Source organism: Flavobacterium davisii (assembly GCF_042182265.1).
GTDB lineage: Bacteria > Bacteroidota > Bacteroidia > Flavobacteriales > Flavobacteriaceae > Flavobacterium > Flavobacterium davisii.
Genome location: NZ_CP097869.1, coordinates 3,072,241 through 3,091,400, shown reverse-complemented (window position 1 = coordinate 3,091,400; position 19,160 = coordinate 3,072,241). Strand labels below are relative to the sequence as shown.

Annotated in this window: 15 protein-coding genes and 1 other RNA gene; 13 read left to right on the top strand and 3 right to left on the bottom strand. The window is 30.3% G+C overall.

The genetic code is table 11. The annotated features are described in order from the left end of the window. Positions 1-53 precede the first annotated feature (53 nt). The 3 genes from NAB20_RS13245 to pdxH all read left to right on the top strand — a co-directional run bounded on the left by NAB20_RS13245 (position 54) and on the right by pdxH (position 3,768). Entirely contained in the window at positions 54-1,223 is a 1,170-nt protein-coding gene (locus tag NAB20_RS13245; protein WP_105196311.1) for a proline dehydrogenase family protein, read from the top strand. A 68-nt stretch (positions 1,224-1,291) separates the two neighbouring features. Beyond that, entirely contained in the window at positions 1,292-2,197 is a 906-nt protein-coding gene (locus tag NAB20_RS13240; protein WP_105196312.1) for a ribonuclease Z, read from the top strand. Between the two features lie 926 nt (positions 2,198-3,123). Further along, positions 3,124-3,768: a pyridoxamine 5'-phosphate oxidase gene (gene pdxH, locus NAB20_RS13235; RefSeq protein WP_088393277.1), complete on the top strand. Its 645-nt coding sequence runs from the start codon at positions 3,124-3,126 to the stop codon at positions 3,766-3,768. A gap of 367 nt (positions 3,769-4,135) precedes the next feature. Here the strand turns inward: pdxH and rnpB are convergent. Further along, positions 4,136-4,454: RNase P RNA component class A (rnpB, locus tag NAB20_RS13230), an RNA gene on the bottom strand. Between the two features lie 452 nt (positions 4,455-4,906). On the opposite strand from rnpB, the gene dnaX reads away from it, so the two are divergent. The 8 genes from dnaX (at position 4,907) to NAB20_RS13190 (ending at position 15,223) form a co-directional block, all read left to right on the top strand. Beyond that, positions 4,907-5,992: a DNA polymerase III subunit gamma/tau gene (dnaX, locus tag NAB20_RS13225; protein WP_127822838.1), complete on the top strand. Its 1,086-nt coding sequence runs from the start codon at positions 4,907-4,909 to the stop codon at positions 5,990-5,992. Between the two features lie 185 nt (positions 5,993-6,177). Further along, complete coding sequence (locus tag NAB20_RS13220; protein WP_088394988.1) at positions 6,178-6,615, top strand: DNA polymerase III subunit gamma/tau; 438 nt, start codon at positions 6,178-6,180, stop codon at positions 6,613-6,615. A 736-nt stretch (positions 6,616-7,351) separates the two neighbouring features. Continuing rightward, positions 7,352-9,937 (top strand): ATP-dependent chaperone ClpB, encoded by a 2,586-nt coding sequence (gene clpB, locus NAB20_RS13215; protein WP_127822839.1) that lies wholly within the window; start codon positions 7,352-7,354, stop codon positions 9,935-9,937. 543 nt (positions 9,938-10,480) lie between these two features. After that, on the top strand, positions 10,481-11,968 hold the full coding sequence (gene glpK, locus NAB20_RS13210; RefSeq protein ID WP_088394156.1) for a glycerol kinase GlpK: 1,488 nt from the start codon (positions 10,481-10,483) through the stop codon (positions 11,966-11,968). Further along, positions 11,969-13,528, top strand: a complete 1,560-nt coding sequence (locus tag NAB20_RS13205) for a glycerol-3-phosphate dehydrogenase/oxidase (protein ID WP_105196583.1) — start codon at positions 11,969-11,971, stop codon at positions 13,526-13,528. Then, complete coding sequence (locus NAB20_RS13200) at positions 13,528-14,235, top strand: MIP/aquaporin family protein (protein ID WP_164849050.1); 708 nt, start codon at positions 13,528-13,530, stop codon at positions 14,233-14,235. The genes NAB20_RS13205 and NAB20_RS13200 overlap by 1 nt, the downstream gene beginning before the upstream one ends. 198 nt (positions 14,236-14,433) lie before the next feature. Next, positions 14,434-15,024, top strand: a complete 591-nt coding sequence (locus NAB20_RS13195) for an RNA polymerase sigma factor (RefSeq protein ID WP_088394151.1) — start codon at positions 14,434-14,436, stop codon at positions 15,022-15,024. 55 nt (positions 15,025-15,079) lie between these two features. Next, positions 15,080-15,223 carry a hypothetical protein gene (locus tag NAB20_RS13190; protein WP_164849045.1) on the top strand — a complete coding sequence of 48 codons (144 nt, stop codon included), beginning with the start codon at positions 15,080-15,082 and terminating at the stop codon, positions 15,221-15,223. Positions 15,224-15,251: 28 nt separating this feature from the next. Here the strand turns inward: NAB20_RS13190 and nth are convergent, their stop codons facing one another. Continuing rightward, positions 15,252-15,914 carry an endonuclease III gene (nth, locus tag NAB20_RS13185; RefSeq protein WP_088394149.1) on the bottom strand — a complete coding sequence of 221 codons (663 nt, stop codon included), beginning with the start codon at positions 15,912-15,914 and terminating at the stop codon, positions 15,252-15,254. Positions 15,915-15,947: 33 nt separating this feature from the next. Between nth and bcp the strand changes: the two genes are divergently transcribed. Beyond that, positions 15,948-16,406 (top strand): thioredoxin-dependent thiol peroxidase, encoded by a 459-nt coding sequence (bcp, locus tag NAB20_RS13180; protein WP_105196585.1) that lies wholly within the window; start codon positions 15,948-15,950, stop codon positions 16,404-16,406. A gap of 482 nt (positions 16,407-16,888) precedes the next feature. Here the strand turns inward: bcp and NAB20_RS13175 are convergent, their stop codons facing one another. Continuing rightward, entirely contained in the window at positions 16,889-17,506 is a 618-nt protein-coding gene (locus NAB20_RS13175) for an ACP phosphodiesterase (RefSeq protein ID WP_105196586.1), read from the bottom strand. A gap of 89 nt (positions 17,507-17,595) precedes the next feature. On the opposite strand from NAB20_RS13175, the gene glmM reads away from it, so the two are divergent. Continuing rightward, complete coding sequence (gene glmM / locus NAB20_RS13170; protein ID WP_105196587.1) at positions 17,596-18,984, top strand: phosphoglucosamine mutase; 1,389 nt, start codon at positions 17,596-17,598, stop codon at positions 18,982-18,984. The last annotated feature ends 176 nt before the right edge of the window (positions 18,985-19,160 follow it).

The following is a 19,160-nucleotide window of genomic DNA, read 5'->3' as shown; positions in this document are numbered from 1 at the left end:
AACAAAAATAATAAAATTCTCATGCTATATTTGCATAAAAAATTAAAACACCAATGAAAAAAATATTTGATAATACACAAAATGCTTTTAGCCTAAAAAGCGATACGGAGTTAGAAAGGGCTCATTTTTTGTTTAAAGTTATTGATTCAGAACCTTTGGTTAAAATAGGAACAGCAGTAACCAATTTTGCTCTAAAAGCAAAATTACCAGTAGAAGGTTTAATTAGAGCTACTGTTTTTGATCATTTTTGTGGAGGCGTTTCTGAAGACGATTGTATTCCAGTAGTGGATAAAATGTTTACAAAAGGTGTTTCATCTGTTTTAGATTACTCTGTAGAAGGAAAAGAAGACGAGTCAGCTTTTGATGATGCAATGAATAAGACCTTAAAAATTATTCTTTTTGCAAAAGAAAAAAAAGCAATCCCTTTTGCTGTTTTTAAACCTACTGGATTCGGACGATTTGAATTATATCAAAAAATAGGCGAAGGAGAAGAATTGACCGAATCAGAACAAGCAGAGTGGAAACGAGTAGAAGAGCGTTTTGATAAAGTGTGTAAGTCAGCTCATGAAAATGATATAGCGCTATTAATTGATGGAGAAGAAAGTTGGATGCAAGATGCGGCTGATAATTTGGTAGCGCAAATGATGCAAAAGTATAACAAAGAAAAAGCCATAGTATATAATACACTACAAATGTATCGTTGGGATCGTTTGAAATATTTGAAAAATTTGCATGCTCAAGCCGAAAAAGAAGGATTTCATATAGGAATGAAGTTAGTTCGTGGTGCCTATATGGAAAAAGAAAATGCAAGAGCACAAGAAAAAGGCTATAAAAGTCCAATATGCGAATCCAAACAAGCAACCGATTCTAATTTTAACGATGCCGTAGCTTACATGATGGAACATATAGATAAAATGGCCATTTTTGCAGGAACTCATAATGAAGATAGCTCATATAAACTAATGGAAATGATGGTGCATGAAGGAATAGCGAAGGATGATTTTAGAGTTTGGTTTGGTCAGTTATACGGAATGAGCGATAATATTAGCTATAATTTAGCAGCTAATGGTTATAATGTGGCTAAATATTTACCTTTCGGCCCCGTTAAAGACGTAATGCCCTATTTAATTAGAAGAGCAGAAGAAAATACTTCAGTTGCAGGTCAAACAAGTAGAGAACTGACTCTGATTAAAAGAGAGCGAAATAGAAGAAAAGGAGAATAAAAGACATTGCAGTTTTATTTTTCTTCCGATCTTTAAAACTGCAAATTTTATGATATTATATAATTTAGATGAATTTAACTATTTTAGGTTGTTATGCCGCTACCCCTAGGACATTTACCAATCCTACATCACAAGTTTTAGAAATTAGTAATCGATTATTTTTAATTGACTGTGGAGAAGGAACACAAACTCAGTTACGAAAAAATAAAATTCGTTTTACAGCTATTAATCAAATTTTTATTTCTCATTTACATGGAGATCACTTTTATGGGTTAATAGGATTAATTTCTACTTTTACCTTGCTTAACCGACATAATTCGTTAACCATTTACGGTCCCGTCGGGATAAAAGAGGTTATTAAGCTACAACTTCGTTTAGCTAATTCATGGCCTCAGTACGAGCTAAATTTTGTAGAACTTAAATCTAAACAATCCGAAATTATATATGAAGATAAAAAAGTAATAGTACGAACAATTCCTTTAAAACATAGAGTTTATACAAACGGATTTTTATTTACAGAAAAAACTAAAGAACGTAAACTAAATGTAGATAAAATACAAGAATATGGAATAGAGACTTGTTATTTTCAAAATATAAAAAACGGACACGATATTGTCTTAGATAATGGTACCGTAGTTCCAAACCATGTTTTAAGCCTTGATCCTCCTAAATCAAAAAGCTATGCTTTTTGTTCTGATACACAATACGATGAAAGTATAGTGCCTATCATTAAAGGAGTGCAAGTCCTTTATCATGAGTCTACATTTTTAAATACAGAAGAACATATCGCCGAAAAAACAATGCACTCAACCGCTCAGCAAGCCGCTCAAATTGCTCAACAAGCTAATGCAGAAAAATTAATTTTAGGACATTATTCCACTCGTTATGAATCTATAAAGCCTTTTAAAAAAGAGGCAGAAACTGTATTTAAAAATGTATTACTAGGCGATGATGGTGTTAATTTTAAATTTTAAAACTCTTTTAAGTCTATAACGACTGTTAATTTGAAGGTGATGATTGTAAGAATAAAATTAACTTTATATCTTGTAGTTAATAGTAAACTTTACAAGTGAAAATATGAATACATAAAAAAATCACCAATACTATAAGTTTGTGAGGTAGGAGTAGAAGGGCGAAAAGTATTTTTATATTTCAGACCATTCCCATTTAAGTAAAGATAGCGAAGTAATTCACCTTGTTAGTTCTAATAAAATAGAATTTTAAATAAATGAAAAAGAATTGAAAACTTCAGAAAAATGCAATGAAGTTATTGTTAAATCACCTCTCCTGAAGTTTAGAGTTATTTAATAAATCTTTCTAAATAAAAACTTAAATTCCAAATAAAATTATTATAAAAAGATAACTCTAAACTTTTTATTTTTACATATAGCATTATAATATACATACTATACTAAATAGATGTTGAAAAAAAATCTATTCTTTTACAATGTAGTAAGGATATTAGATTAAACACAGATTGTATATTAGACTTCGTGGTGAATATGAAAAGGCAAAGGAAATAAAAACACAGAAATTTTTTTTGCAGTTGTGGGAACAAAAGCCGTAACTTAACGCGTTGTTTGTCACTTCGACCAAAGGGAGAAGTCATGTTATCAAAATTATGTTATTTCTCCTGTTGTATAAATAATAAGATTTTAAACTTTTAAGACAATCTAACAAAAGGCAAAAAAGAATGCTTTTTTAGATTCAAAGTTCTTGTTTATTTGGAATAAATTTCTAGTGCATAATTTGGTTTAAAAAGAGTTTAAAAACCATTCAAATTAACTTTAAAAACTAGAAAGAAAAATAAGTAAGTAGCTACGTTAGTTTTTTTAAGTAAACAGGTAAAATAGAATAGGTATTTCTTAAATAATAAAAGACGACAATAAATAAGAATAAAATGGAAGATTTAAGTAATTATAGAAAAATATATCAAAAAAGTGAATTGTTGGAAATAAATATTCCAGAAGATCCTATAAATCTTTTTCACCGTTGGTTTCATGAAGTAGAAGAATTTGGAGGAGTAGACGAAGTAAATGCTATGACTGTTTCAACAATAGGATTAGATGGTTTTCCAAAGGCAAGAGTAGTCTTGTTAAAAAAATACAACGAAGAAGGGTTTATTTTTTATACCAATTATTTATCAGAAAAAGGGAAAGCAATTAGTATAAATCCCAATATATGTCTTTCTTTTTTTTGGCATTCGATGGAACGTCAAGTAATTATAAAAGGAAAAGCAAAAAAAGTAACAGCATCCATTTCAGACGCCTATTTTGATTCAAGACCCGATGGTAGTAAATTAGGAGCAATTGTTTCAAAACAAAGTGAAGTAATTCCAAGTAGAGCCTTTTTAGATCAAAAGCTATACGAATTAGAAATAGATTTAAAAGGAAAAGAAATTATTCGGCCTGATTATTGGGGCGGTTTTTTAGTAGAACCAAAAGAAGTAGAGTTTTGGCAAGGACGCCCGAATCGTTTACATGATCGAATTAGATACAAACTAAAAGAGGATTTTACTTGGGAAATGGATAGATTATCACCTTAAAATCATTATTTTTGTAAGGTATTTCTTATTTTTTAAATAAAATTATGTTTTTTATCGATTTTATTTGCTCTTTAATCGAAAATTGTTTTATATTTGTATCAGAAATCAAAACAACATTTGTTTTTAGAGTTTTAATAAATCTGAAAATAAATTCATGATAGTTTAGTTTTTTAGTTTGTTTATTTGATTGAGAAGTGCCTCTTATCCCCAAGAATAGAGGTGCTTTCTTTCATTTTTAGGAAGTATTGAAACGTTTTAATAATAAATCTTATCTTGTTTTGTCATAAAAATAAAAAAGACCAACTTTAAAAAGTTGGTCTTTTTTATTTTTTTAAATACGGTCAATTCCAAAAGTTGAAGATTAGGTAAAAAAAGCAGATCTGTAAGCCGGATTCTGTACATAAAAAATATGTCCTTATCATTTATCTAGTCAAATTATTGCTAATTTGATCCATCTGCCTACCCCTCAGCAACGGGCGAGCAACCCTTAACTGCTGATATACATGGCATTTCACCGCATAGAGTTTACCTGATTTCACTACAGCATTACCTGTACATCCTTTCTGTTGCACTTGTCCTCCCTTAAATTTCTTTAAAGTGACGGGCGTTACCCGCTATGCTCGCTCTGTGGTGTCCGGACTTTCCTCCCCTTAAATATTTTAAGAAGCGATAAGGCGACCTGCTGTGCAAATTTAAGAATAGAATTGATATAATTATGGAATTGATAGATTAAAAATTTAATTTATAAAATAAACTAGAAATTTCAAGTGTTTAAGTCTTCCAGATATGATAGGTCTTGTAATATATGATAAAACAAAAAAGATGAAGAAATTGTGAAAATACACGAAAAACTTTACAGTGTCAGAATAAAAACGGAATGCTTTTTTAGATTTAAAATCATTTTAATGCAGAATAAATTAGTATCATTTAAATTTAATAAGAAAACAAAGGAGTGTAGCCTTTCCTAATTTATACTTATTTCTATTTGTTTTTGTTTAGAATACTTTTTTGTTAACTACTATTAATTTATTAGCGATGATTAGTGAATTCACTTATGTATAAATTAAAATAAATAAAAAGAAATTTCCTTTTGGAAGCTATAGGTTTAATCTGTTATATTTGTAATTCATTTTTATCTATGGAACAGTTTATTGTATCAGCTCGTAAATATAGACCTCAAACATTTAAAGATGTAGTGGGGCAGCAGGCTATTACTAATACATTATTAAATGCCATTGATAATAATCATTTAGCTCAAGCTTTGTTGTTTACAGGGCCAAGAGGAGTTGGTAAAACAACTTGTGCTCGAATCTTAGCAAGAAAAATTAATCAAGAAGGATATGATGATCCGAATGAAGATTTTGCTTTTAATGTATTTGAGTTAGATGCGGCTTCTAATAACTCAGTAGATGATATTCGTAATTTAATAGATCAAGTACGTATACCCCCTCAAACAGGTAAATATAAAGTATATATCATAGATGAGGTACACATGTTGTCAACTGCCGCTTTTAATGCTTTTTTAAAAACATTAGAAGAGCCTCCTAAACATGCTATATTTATACTCGCTACAACGGAAAAACATAAAATTATACCAACTATTTTATCTCGTTGTCAAATTTTTGATTTCAAGAGAATAACAGTTAAAGACGCTAAAGAACATTTAGCAGAAGTAGCAAGAAGTCAAAGTATACTATTTGAAGACGATGCTTTACATATAATTGCACAAAAAGCAGATGGAGCTATGCGTGATGCTTTGTCTATTTTTGATCGAGTGGTTTCTTATTGTGGAAAAAATTTAACAAGAGCTGCTGTTACTGAAAATTTGAATGTTCTTGATTTTGAGTACTATATTAAAGTAACAGATTTAATTTTAGAAAATAAAATTCCCGATTTGTTATTAGCTTATAATGAAATTTTAGCAAAAGGTTTTGATAGTCATCACTTTGTTGCAGGTTTGGCTTCTCATTTTAGGAATTTATTAGTTTGTAAAAATCCAGCAACCCTAGTATTGTTAGAAGCAGGAGAACACGCTCAAAAGTTATATGGAGAACAAGCACAAAAAGCAACACAAGATTTTTTACTACAAGGTATTGAATTGGCTAATGATTGTGATTTAAAATATAAAGCATCTCAAAATCAGCGACTTTTAGTAGAATTGTGTTTAATGCAGTTAGCCTCTATCACTTTTGATGGAGAAAAAAAAAAGCTAACTCATTTATAATTCCACCCACTTATTATAAAAATTCCAGTTTTTCTATTACAGAAGTAAAACCAGTTGTTCATAATCCAATTTCTCAAGTTGCTAATACTGAAGATGAATTAAAAAAAGTTGAAATAACTCAACAACAGATAGAAACTAAATCTGTAACCCCTCAAAATACAGAACCTAAATTATCCTCTTTATCATTGTCCAGTATTAGGATTAAAAAAGAATTAGAAGCGCAACTAAAACCAGAGCAAAAACAGCACGACGAATTACCTGTAGAACCGTTTACAGAAACAGAAATGTTAGAGCAATGGTTGAAGTATGCACAAAAATTAGGTAATAAAGGATATAAGATCTTAGAATCTTTGATGTTAATTAATGATCCCATTTTAGAAGGAACCACCATTATTCATGAATTACCTAACGAAAGTTCAAAAATAGATTTTGAAGGAGAAAAGCATGACCTTTTGGGATATCTAAGAGGTAAATTGCATAATCACACCATTAATCTAGAAATTAGACTCAATGAGACGATTGAAACAAAAAAAGCATTTACAGCAGAGGAAAAATATCAATTAATGCGAGATATCAATCCTGCCTTAGATGTTCTAAGAAAATTGTTCGATTTAGATGTTTGATATGAATTTATTTTTTTATAAATAGCTTATTCAAGAAATCGTATTTCTTTAACCTAAATTCCGCATTAGACCTCGTGGTAAAGATAAAAAAGGAAAAAGAAGTTATAAATGCACAAAAAAAATTTCTCAAAGTAACGAGTGTTTAAATCTAGATTCTGCATTAGGTTTCGTTGTAAAATAAATTCTTTGAATAAATTCAAATACTCACAGAAAATTTTAGAAGATGAGATAGTCAACTATTTTGGTGAATAAAATGAGAGTACGTGCTTGAATTGGAAGAAAATAAAGTGGAATAGATTTTTAATTTTTAATACGTAATTCTATCTAACTTAGCTAAAATTATTCTATACGAGATAAGATGGTGTTTGATTATTGATTGTCTTAAAGAGCTTCCAAATGGAAGCTTTTTCACATTTCAGCCAAAATTTAGGAGGGGATAAATTCATCATTTTATAGATAGGCTTAGCACGCAATTATAAGTTAGTTCTCATTTGTCAAAGAACAATACTTTCTTGAAATCTGGGTTAAAGTCTTTTTACTTATAATAAATTTCCAACCTGTAAATAGAGTTAGAATATGTCATTTTGACTTGTTTTTGTTTGTTTTTTATTTTAAATATAGACATTTTGTCCTAAATAATACAATGGAATATAAATTGTCTATTCTAAATAAAAATAAACTTCAAGCTTAAGTAAAAGATTAAAATTAAAAATGTTGAACTTGAAACTAAAATAAGATGAACTTAAATAATTTAACAATTAAATCACAAGAAACCTTACAAAAAGCACAGCAAATTGCGCAAGGTTACGGACAACAACAATTAGAAAATGAACATATTTTTAAAGGAATATTAGAAGTAGATGAAAATGTAGCTCCTTTTATACTAAAAAAATTGAATGTAAATGTTGAACTTTTTAAAAAAATAATAGAAAGTACCATTCAAAGTTTTCCTAAAGTATCAGGGGGAGATTTGATGCTTTCTCGCGAAGCAAATGCTACTTTAATTGAAGCGAACAATATAGCTAAAAAAATGAATGATGAATATGTTTCAATAGAACATCTCATTTTGGCTATTTTTAAATCAAAAAGTAAAGTAGCCCAGATTTTAAAAGATCAAGGCGTTACAGAAAAAGGGCTTGAGAGCGCCATCGCTGAAATACGAAAAGGAGAACGAGTAACATCTGCATCTGCGGAAGAAACCTATAACTCATTAAGTAAATATGCTAAAAATTTAAACGAATTAGCAAGAACAGGAAAATTAGATCCAGTTATAGGGAGAGACGAAGAAATAAGAAGAGTATTACAAATATTAACAAGACGAACCAAAAACAATCCAATGCTCATAGGTGAACCTGGCGTAGGAAAAACAGCTATAGCAGAAGGATTAGCACATCGAATAGTAGATGGAGATGTACCAGAGAACTTAAAAGATAAAATTGTTTTTTCTTTAGATATGGGAGCCCTTATAGCAGGAGCAAAATATAAAGGAGAGTTTGAAGAACGTTTAAAATCCGTTGTAAAAGAAGTAACCTCGGCAGGAGGAGATATTGTATTGTTTATAGATGAAATCCATACGTTAGTAGGTGCTGGAGGTGGAGAAGGAGCAATGGATGCTGCAAATATATTAAAACCAGCATTAGCAAGAGGGGAATTAAGAGCTATTGGTGCTACTACATTAGATGAATATCAAAAATATTTTGAAAAAGATAAAGCCCTAGAACGTCGTTTTCAAAAAATAAATATTGATGAACCAGATATTGAAAGCGCTATTTCAATATTAAGAGGAATTAAAGAAAAATATGAAGCTCATCATAAAGTACGTATCAAAGATGATGCAATTATAGCTGCTGTAGAACTATCCCAACGTTATATCACAAATCGTTTTTTACCCGATAAAGCAATTGATTTAATGGATGAAGCCGCTTCTAAATTACGCATGGAAATCAATTCTAAGCCAGAAGAACTAGATGTTTTAGATCGCAAAATCATGCAATTAGAAATTGAAATCGAAGCCATAAAAAGAGAAAATGATGAAATTAAATTAAAATTATTAGGTATAGATCTCGCTAATTTAAAAGAAGAAAGAAATGAAGTTTTTGCCCGTTGGAAATCAGAAAAAGATCTAGTAGATGGTATTCAAAATGTAAAATTAACAATTGAAGATCTTAAATTAGAAGCAGAAAGAGCAGAAAAAGACGGTGATTATGGTAAAGTAGCTGAAATTAGATATGGGAAAATTAAAGAAGCCCAAGAACGATTGGATCAATTACAAAAACAATTAAAAGAAAATCAGCAAGAAAATACATTAATAAAAGAAGAAGTTACACAAGATGATATTGCCGAAGTAGTAGCTAAATGGACAGGTATACCTGTAGTTAAAATGCTGCAAAGTGAGCGAGAAAAATTATTAAAATTAGAAGATGAATTACATGAAAGAGTTGTAGGACAAGAAGAAGCAATACAGGCTATTAGTGATGCAGTACGCAGGAGTCGCGCAGGATTACAAGATGTGAAAAAACCCATTGGTTCCTTTTTGTTTTTAGGAACAACAGGAGTAGGTAAAACAGAATTAGCTAAAGCATTAGCAGAATATCTTTTTGATGATGAAAATGCCATGACTCGTATTGACATGAGCGAATATCAAGAACGTCATAGTGTAAGTAGATTAGTTGGAGCACCTCCAGGTTATGTTGGATACGATGAAGGGGGACAGCTAACAGAAGCCGTTAGAAGAAAGCCTTATTCCGTAATCTTGCTAGATGAAATTGAAAAAGCACATCCAGATACCTTTAATATTTTATTACAAGTTCTAGATGAAGGTAGATTAACCGATAATAAAGGACGATTAGCAGATTTTAAAAACACAATTATTATCATGACCTCCAATATGGGAAGTCAAATAATACAAGAAAAATTTGAAAATTTAATAGGATCCATAGAAGCCGCTACAGAGTTAGCAAAAATAGAAGTATTAGGGTTATTAAAACAAACAGTTCGACCAGAATTTATTAATAGAATTGATGAGATTGTGATGTTTACACCATTAACAAATGCTAATATTAAAGAAATTGTAACCTTACAGCTAAAAAGTGTTACGAAAATGTTAGCACATCAAAATGTAACAATGGATGCAACTCCCGAAGCTATTAACTATTTGTCAGAAAAAGGATTTGATCCAGAATTTGGTGCAAGACCAGTAAAACGAGTAATTCAAAAAGAAGTTTTAAATCAATTATCAAAAGAAATCTTGGCAGGAAAAATAACAACTGATACTATGATCCTTTTAGATTGTTTTGATAATCACTTGGTTTTCAGAAATTAAGATAATATTAAAAATTAACAACTATTTAAGAACAAAAAAAGAACAAAGAGGATCTCCTAAAGATTGTTGTTTTCATCACAATCAGCGGAAGAAGTTTTATAATTCTGATAATCAAACTTATTATAGAGTTGAATTAGAAAATAAAATGCAAGTACAATCTTTGGGATAGCCTCTTTTTTGTCTAATTCTTAAAATGAATAAATATTTTATCTTATTATTTTTTTATAATACGAATTAAACCCAGATTACGCATTAGACTTGGTTGTGAAACAAAATTTTTCAATAAATTCAAGTGCTCACGGAAAATTTTAGAAGAAGAAATAGTGAACTATTTTGATGATTAAAATTTGAGTATGTGCTTGAATTTGAAGAAAAATAAAGTGGAATAGATTTACTTCGTCTATTCGCTACGCTCGGGTCTAATGCGTAATCTGGGTTAAATGCAATAAAAGTTATAAAATAATAAAAACAACAAAATTTAATAATTATTGTTTAAAATAGGTTTTTATTTCGTTATATTTGATAAAACTATGCGTGCATATTATGTCAAGTTATATTTTATCATTAGATCAAGGAACTACAAGTAGCCGTTCCATTTTATTTGATTTACAAGGAAACGTTGTAGCCGTATCACAAAAAGAATTTTCTCAAATTTTTCCTACGCCAGGTTGGGTAGAGCATGATCCTATAGAAATTTGGGAATCACAACTAGCCACCATTTTTGAAGTATTAGAAAAAGCCCAAATTAAAGTCTCTCAAATTGAAGCTATTGGTATTACTAATCAACGTGAAACCACAGTATTATGGGATAAAAATACAGGAAAACCTATTTATAACGCAATTGTTTGGCAAGATAGAAGAACTGCTGCCTTTTGTGATGATTTGAAATCTAGAGGATTAAATAATATAATTCAGCAAAAAACAGGGCTAGTCGTTGATTCCTATTTTAGTGGAACAAAAATAAAATGGATTTTAGATAACGTTCAAGAAGCAAGAAAAAGAGTCGAAGAAAATCAAATTTTATTTGGCACCATTGATACTTGGTTACTATGGAATCTAACTCAAGGTAAAGTTCATGCCACAGATGTAAGTAATGCAAGTCGTACCTTATTATGTAACATTCATACTTGTGAATGGGATGAAGAATTGTTAGATATTTTAAATATTCCAGCTTCTATCTTACCACAAATTTGTAGTAGTAGTGAGATTTACGGTTATACAAATGTCTTAAATTCAGAAATTAATATTCCAATTGCAGGTATAGCAGGAGATCAACAAGCAGCTCTTTTTGGTCAAATGTGTATTCAGCCAGGAATGGTTAAAAATACATACGGGACAGGCTGTTTTATGTTAATGAATACAGGAGAAGAACTAATCCCTTCTCAAAACCATTTATTAACAACCGTTGCTTGGAAAATAAACGGTATTACACATTATGCTCTAGAAGGGAGTGTGTTTATTGCAGGCGCCGTTGTACAATGGTTACGGGATGGTTTAGGAATTATAAAATCTTCAGAAGATATAGAAAGACTAGCAAACACAGTACAAACAACAGAAGGTGTTTATGTGGTTCCTGCATTTGCTGGTTTAGGAGCTCCCTATTGGAATCAGCATGCAAGAGGAACCATTACAGGATTAACAAGAGGTACTACATCAGGTCATATAGCTAGAGCATCTTTAGAGAGTATTGCTTATCAAACCCGTGATGTTTTATTAGCCATGCAAGCAGATAGCCATATTTATATAAAAGAATTACGTGTAGATGGAGGAGCTACTGTTAATAATTTACTCATGCAATTTCAGGCAGATTTGTTAAATACTAAAGTAATAAGACCCATTATAACAGAAACAACAGCTTTAGGAGCAGCCTATTTAGCTGGTTTAGCTGTTGGTTTTTGGCAAAGTTTAGAAGAATTACAAAAACAATGGCAAGTACAAAAAGCATTTACATCAACTATGGAACCCGAAATGCGAAATGCTTTAAATGAAGGTTGGAAAAAAGCTATTAATGCCTCATTAGCATCTATATAAATGAACAGACAAAATCAAATAACTAAATTAAAGTCGATAAACGACTTTGATTTTATTATAATAGGAGGTGGAGCAACAGGTTTAGGATGTGCAGTAGACGCAGCTTCTCGTGGATATAAAACGTTATTAGTTGAAAAAAATGACTTTGCAAAAGGTACCTCAAGTAGAGCTACAAAACTAGTTCACGGAGGAGTTCGGTATTTAGCACAAGGTAATGTACGTTTAGTTCGAGAAGCCTTAATAGAAAGAGGAAGATTACTTAAAAATGCACCACATGTTTGTAAAAAAATCCCTTTCGTAATGCCAGCCTATCGTTGGTATGATAAATGGTTTTACGGAATTGGTTTGTGGATTTATGAGTTGTTATCTGGTAAATTAAGTTTAGGAAATACTCGCTTCTTATCAAAAAAACAAACAAAAGAACTGTTACCTGATTTAAAATCAAAAAAAATATCAGGAGGAGTTTTATATTATGATGGACAGTTTGATGACAGTCGATTAGCAATAAACCTAGCAAAAACAGCTATTGAACAAGATGCTATAATTGTTAATTATTTTGAAGTATTTGATTTTATAAAAGAAAAAGAAGATTTAAAAGGCATTAAAGTAAAAGATGTACTAACTCAAGAAGAATATTGTATCAGATCAAAAGTAATCATTAATGCTACAGGTGTTTTTGCCGATGATCTATTATCCTTAGCCGAAAATAATATCTCTAAAACTATAGCACCTTCACAAGGTATACATTTAGTAATTGATTCCTGTTTTTTTAAAGGAAATCACGCACTAATGATGCCTAAAACCGATGATGGAAGAGTTTTTTTCGTTATTCCTTGGTATGATAAAATAATTTTAGGGACTACGGACACCGCTATAAATAAGGTTTTAGTCGAACCTCTAGCGTTAGAAGAAGAAATTCAGTTTGTTTTAAATCATTTTAATAAATATTCTTCAAAAAAGATAACAGAAAACGATATCAAAAGTGTATTTGTTGGATTAAGACCTTTAGTGAAAAAAGAAGGGGTAAGTGCTACTAAAGTAATGCCTAGAGATCATGTAGTAACAGTTCTTCCTTCAGGATTAATTCATATTATAGGAGGGAAGTGGACAACTTATAGAAGTATGGCAGAACATACTATAGATACCGCTATTCAAGCCGCTAAATTACCAGTTAAAAAATGCAGAACAAAACAACTAAAAATTCACGGTTGGACTAATCAAAATGATACTACTCATTTTGCTGTTTATGGAACTGATGCACCTCAAATAAAGAAATTATTATATAAAAATACGGAATTAAGAGACTTACTTCACCCTAAATATCCTTATACAAAAGCAGAAGTAGTATGGTTTCTTAGAAATGAAATGGCTCAAACAATAGAAGATATTTTAGCAAGACGTATACGTTTACTGTTTTTAGATGCGCTTGCCTGTTTTGAATGTATAGAGATCGTAGGACAAATAATAGCTTTAGAAAGAGGAATCACATTTCAAAGCATGGAAAAAGAAATAGAAGATTTTAAAAAATTAACCAAGCAATATTTAATTAATTCAAAATGATAAATCCCTTTTTAGCAGAATTTATAGGAACAATGATCTTATTATTATTGGGTAACGGAGTAGTTGCTAATGTTGTTTTAAATAAAACAAAAGGTAATAATGGAGGTTGGATTGTTATCACTTTTGGATGGGCAATAGCTGTTTTTGTAGGAGTATATATGACAGCATCAAGTAGTGGGGCACATTTAAATCCCATTGTATCATTCGTTTTAGCTATTTTAGGAAAATTAGCCTGGAGGGATCTGCCTTTCTATATTATATCCCAGTTTTTAGGTGCTATGGCAGGTTCAATATTGGTTTATTTAACCTACAAAAAACACTATGATCAAACAGAGGATATAGCATTAATAAAAGCTACTTTTTGTAATGAACCAGCTATTAGAAATGTTTCATATAATTTAATTTCAGAAATAATAGGGACTTTTGTTTTAATTTTGGGAATTTTATTCCTAACAGGATCAGAAAAATCGTTAGGAAGTTTGGATGCGTTACCCGTTGCTTTATTAATATTAGGGATAGGCCTTTCATTAGGAGGAGCTACAGGATATGCTATTAATCCAGCACGAGATTTAGGACCTCGTATTGTATATGCCATTTTGCCCATTAAACAAAAAGGAAGCCCTGATTGGTCTTATAGTTGGATTCCTGTTTTAGGCCCTATTTTAGGAGGTTTATTGGCGGTTGGGATTTTTATTTTGTTAACTTAGTATTGAATTTAAATAGACTAAAAAAACCTATGAAAGAATTAAAAAAAAGTTTAAAAAATATGTTAAAAAAAAGTATATAATTATTTTTATTGAAAAATAATTATAACTTTGTGTTATAACACTTAAACAAAAGCCTATAGAGCAATAATACTTTTAATTACAGTTTTTTATCCCAATAACTTTTAAAAAGTATTGTTTATGACTACTACTTCAATTCCAGATGCACTCTTAGTAAGGAGCTATATAGAAGGTAATGAAAATGCTTTAGCTCAGTTGATTGATCGTCATCAAACCAAAATCTATAGTTTCATCTATTCAAAAGTACAGGATAGTGAAATCGCAAATGATATTTTTCAAGATGTCTTTATCAAAGTAATTAAAACATTAAAAGGGGGAGGAAAACACTATAACGAAGAAGGTAAATTTTTACCTTGGGTTATGAGGATCTCCCATAATTTAATTATAGATACTTTTAGAAAGGAAAAGAAAATGCCTAAATATAGAGATACAGAGGAATTTTCAGTTTTTTCTTTAATTACAGACGGTTCACCTAATATAGAAATGAAGATGATTGCAGAGCAAGTAGAAAATGATCTGATTCGTCTTATAGAAGAATTACCTGATGATCAACGTCAGGTGTTAGAGATGCGCATATACGATGACTTAAGTTTTAAAGAAATTGCAGAAATTACAGGCGTTAGTATTAATACTGCTTTAGGGCGTATGCGCTATGCTTTGCTTAATATGAGAAGAAGTATAGAAAAAAATAATATCATTTTAGCAAGTTGAGATAATAAAGGGATAAAGTTTACGTTATATATTTAAGTAAATATAAAAAGAAATTATGGCAAAACTTTACATGAAAAATACATCTCAATTTCCTAAAATAATGCCAAAAAGAGAAACAATAAAATTTATTTTAAATTACTCAAAAGATTTAAAAATAATAAAAGTAGATGGTAAAAAATTTGAGTTAGTTACCAGCTAATGCTTGATTATGTAATGTTTAAAGCATCCTATTTAAGGATGCTTTTTTTGTTATATTCTTTTATAACACTACTTCGTCCAATTGTTTTTGTAATAATATCATTTTCAAGTCTCCAGCCCCTTGCAGGAGAATATTCTCTTCCGTACCATATAATCTGTAGATGAAGATCATTCCATGTTTCTCTAGGGAAAAGTCTTTTAGCATCTTTTTCAGTTTGTTGTACAGAAGAACCATCTGATAGATTCCAACGATACATTAGTCGATGAATATGAGTGTCAACAGGAAAGGCTGGAACTCCAAATGCTTGACTCATAACAACACTAGCCGTTTTATGTCCTACAGCAGGTAAAGCTTCTAAAGCATCAAAAGAAGCAGGAACTACTCCTTCGTGTTTTTCGATTAAAATATGCGATAATCCATAAATTCCTTTTGATTTCATAGGAGATAAACCACAAGGCCTAATAATTTCCTGAATTTCTTCAATACTTAATTTAATCATATCATAAGGATTATCCGCCTTAGCAAAAAGAAGAGGCGTAATCTGATTAACCCTTACATCTGTGCATTGAGCCGAAAGCAAAACCGCTATTAAGAGTGTATAAGGATCTTTGTGATCTAAAGGAATAGGTATAGTAGGATAGAGCTCGTTAAGAGTGTTAATTACAAAATTAACTTTTTCTGCTTTGTTCATTATTATTTATTTTTACCAAAAATAAGTAAAACAATGACAAATTTAAAAATTGGAGATAAAGCTCCCGATTTTTCAGTTTTAGATGAAAATGGGAATAAACAAGAATTAAAAAATTACAGAGGAAAGAAAGTCGTATTGTTTTTTTACCCAAAAGCCAATACTCCAGGATGTACAGCTGAAGCATGTGATTTAAGTAATAATTTTGAAAAATTTACAGCCCTTAATTATGTGTTACTAGGAGTAAGTGCAGATAATGCGAAGATACAAAAAAGATTTTCAGATAAATTTAGTTTTCCTTTTCCTCTATTAGCAGATGAAGACAAAGAAATAATTCAAGCATACGGAGTATGGGGACCTAAAAAATTTATGGGAAAAGAATTTGACGGTATTCACCGCACAACATTTGTAATAGATGAAAAAGGAATTATAGAAGACGTTATTCTAAAAGTAAAAACGAAAGAACATACATTGCAAATATTAAAAACACCTTAATCGTTTAAAAGAATCAATAAGATAAAAAAATATTGGAAATTTAATATTATTGTAAAATTAACCCAGCTTCCACATTAGACTTCGTTGTGAAATAAAAAAACAAATTCAAGTGTTCACGAAAAATTTTAGAAGAAAAAATAAAGAACTATTATGACAATTAAAATTTTGAGTACGTACTTACATTTGAAGAGTAATAAGGAGAATAGGCTTTGCAAATTTAATTTGTTCGAGTTTAATGCGGATTTTGGGTTTATAAAAATATTAAGGGATTAAAAAGTCAGAATAGCCTAGCGTGAAAAAATAATCTCTTTTATCACAAAAAACAATTCAAAATTTTTTGATTGAAACGAAAATAAGGATTTTTGTTTCATGTTTTAGTTTATATGTACCCTATCGCAGGGGTACAAATAAGCAAGATGAAATAGAGAGTAGAAAATAATTTTGCAACCAATTGAAAATCCGTTAAAAAAGCACAAAAATAGCTAGATAAGCTTATTATTAAATTCTATAGTATTCTCAAGAGCCATTAACTTTATTTCCGATTCCTTTATCAGAATATCAAAAAAAATAGTAAATTCCTCTTCAAAGAGTAAATAAAATTCTTTTAATTCCCGAATTGCGCCGCCCATATTAGCTCTGTATTGCGTTCTATGATCCATTTGAAAAAGAATTTTCTCAATTCCAGAAAGTGAGCCATAGCTCACAAGCCAGTTATGAGCTATCATATAGGGAAGCATGTTTTGAGTTTTAAGAGTAAGTAAATTATAATTATTTTTTAGTGATTGATAAAAATCATCAGCATATTCTTCCAAAGGTGTAGAGTGGTAAGTTAACCAGTTTTTGGCCAAAAAATGATCATAAAGAATATCCATAATAACACCTGCATAATGCCCGTAATTTTTATGAAGTCGATGTTTACTTTTTCTATAAATAAGATGACTATCCGTAAAAGAATCTATAAATCGATGTAAAAGTATTCCTTTTTGAATTTCAATATCAAATTTATTATATTCTTTTCCACGTATGCCATCAGCCATAAAATTGCCTATTTTTAGTAATTCATTATTACCAGATAAATAAATGTGAGCTAGAAAATTCAATTATATATTGTTTTATAGGTGTTATAAATATAGTTTTTTTACTTGAATCTTTAAAGTATATTTGTTATCCAATTATAAACATAACAAAAATGACTTTAATAAAATCAATATCAGGAATTAGAGGGACGATAGGAGGAAATGTAGGAGATAATTTGACCCCAGTAGATGCGGTAAAATTCGCTTCAGCTTACGGAACTTTTTTAAAACAAAATGCAACAAAAGATAAATTAAAAGTTTGTATTGGTCGTGATGCGCGTATTTCAGGACCAATGATTCATAACCTAGTGGTTAATACATTAATAGGCTTAGGAATAGATGTTATAGATTTAGGGTTGTCTACAACCCCTACAGTTGAGGTGGCAGTACCTTTAGAGCAAGCCGATGGAGGTATTATTTTAACCGCTTCTCATAACCCTAAACAATGGAATGCTCTAAAGTTATTAAATGATAAAGGCGAGTTTTTAAGTGGTGCTGATGGAGCTAAAATATTAGAAATTGCAGAACAAGAAGCATTTGATTTTGTAGAAGTTGATTCATTAGGAAAAGTTATTGAAAATGATGCCTATATGGATATTCATATTGATGAGGTGTTGAATTTACCTTTAGTAGATGCTCAAGCTGTTGCTCAAAAAAAGTTTAAAGTAGTTGTTGATGGCGTTAATTCATCAGGAGGAATTATTATTCCTAAGTTATTAGAGCAAATGGGGGTAGAAGTAGTTAAGTTATATTGTGAACCTAATGGGCATTTTCCTCATAATCCTGAACCCTTAAAAGAACATTTAGGCGATATTTGTAAATTAGTAGTAGAAGAAAAGGCTGATTTTGGAATTGTAGTAGATCCAGACGTAGATCGTTTGGCCTTTATTTCAAATGATGGTGAAATGTTTGGTGAAGAATATACATTAGTTGCTGTAGCAGATTATGTGTTAAGTAAAACACCAGGAAATACTGTATCCAATATGTCTTCATCCCGTGCGTTAAGAGATATTACCGAAAAACACAAAGGTACCTATCAAGCAAGTGCTGTAGGAGAAGTTAATGTAGTAGAATTAATGAAAGCCACACAAGCAATTATTGGAGGAGAAGGTAATGGGGGGATTATATATCCTGAAATTCATTACGGACGTGACGCATTAGTAGGAGTAGCCCTATTTTTAACTCATTTAGCAAATCAAAACGTAACAGTCGCAAAAATGAGAGCCGATTTTCCTCAGTATTTCATGAGTAAAAACAAAATAGAATTAACACCTCAAATAGATGTTGATGGCATAATGAATAAAATAGCAGAAAAATATGCTAATGAAAACATTTCAACAATTGATGGCGTAAAAATTGATTTTCCAACGGAATGGGTACATTTAAGAAAATCAAATACAGAACCCATTATTCGTATTTATACAGAAGCACCTTCTCAAAAAGAAGCAGATGTTTTAGCAGAACGTTTTGTTAACGAATTAAAATACTTAGCAGGTATTTAATCTCCTTTATACATTGTTAGTATTTCTAGATTAGTATTCAATTGTTAAAAGAAATAATCAATATACTCAAAGTAGTATCAAAAAATATCTTAGAAATAATTGAATACTTTTCTTTTAAACCAGATTTCCGTATTAAACTTTATTTTGAAATAAAAATTTTTGATAATCAAGTGTTT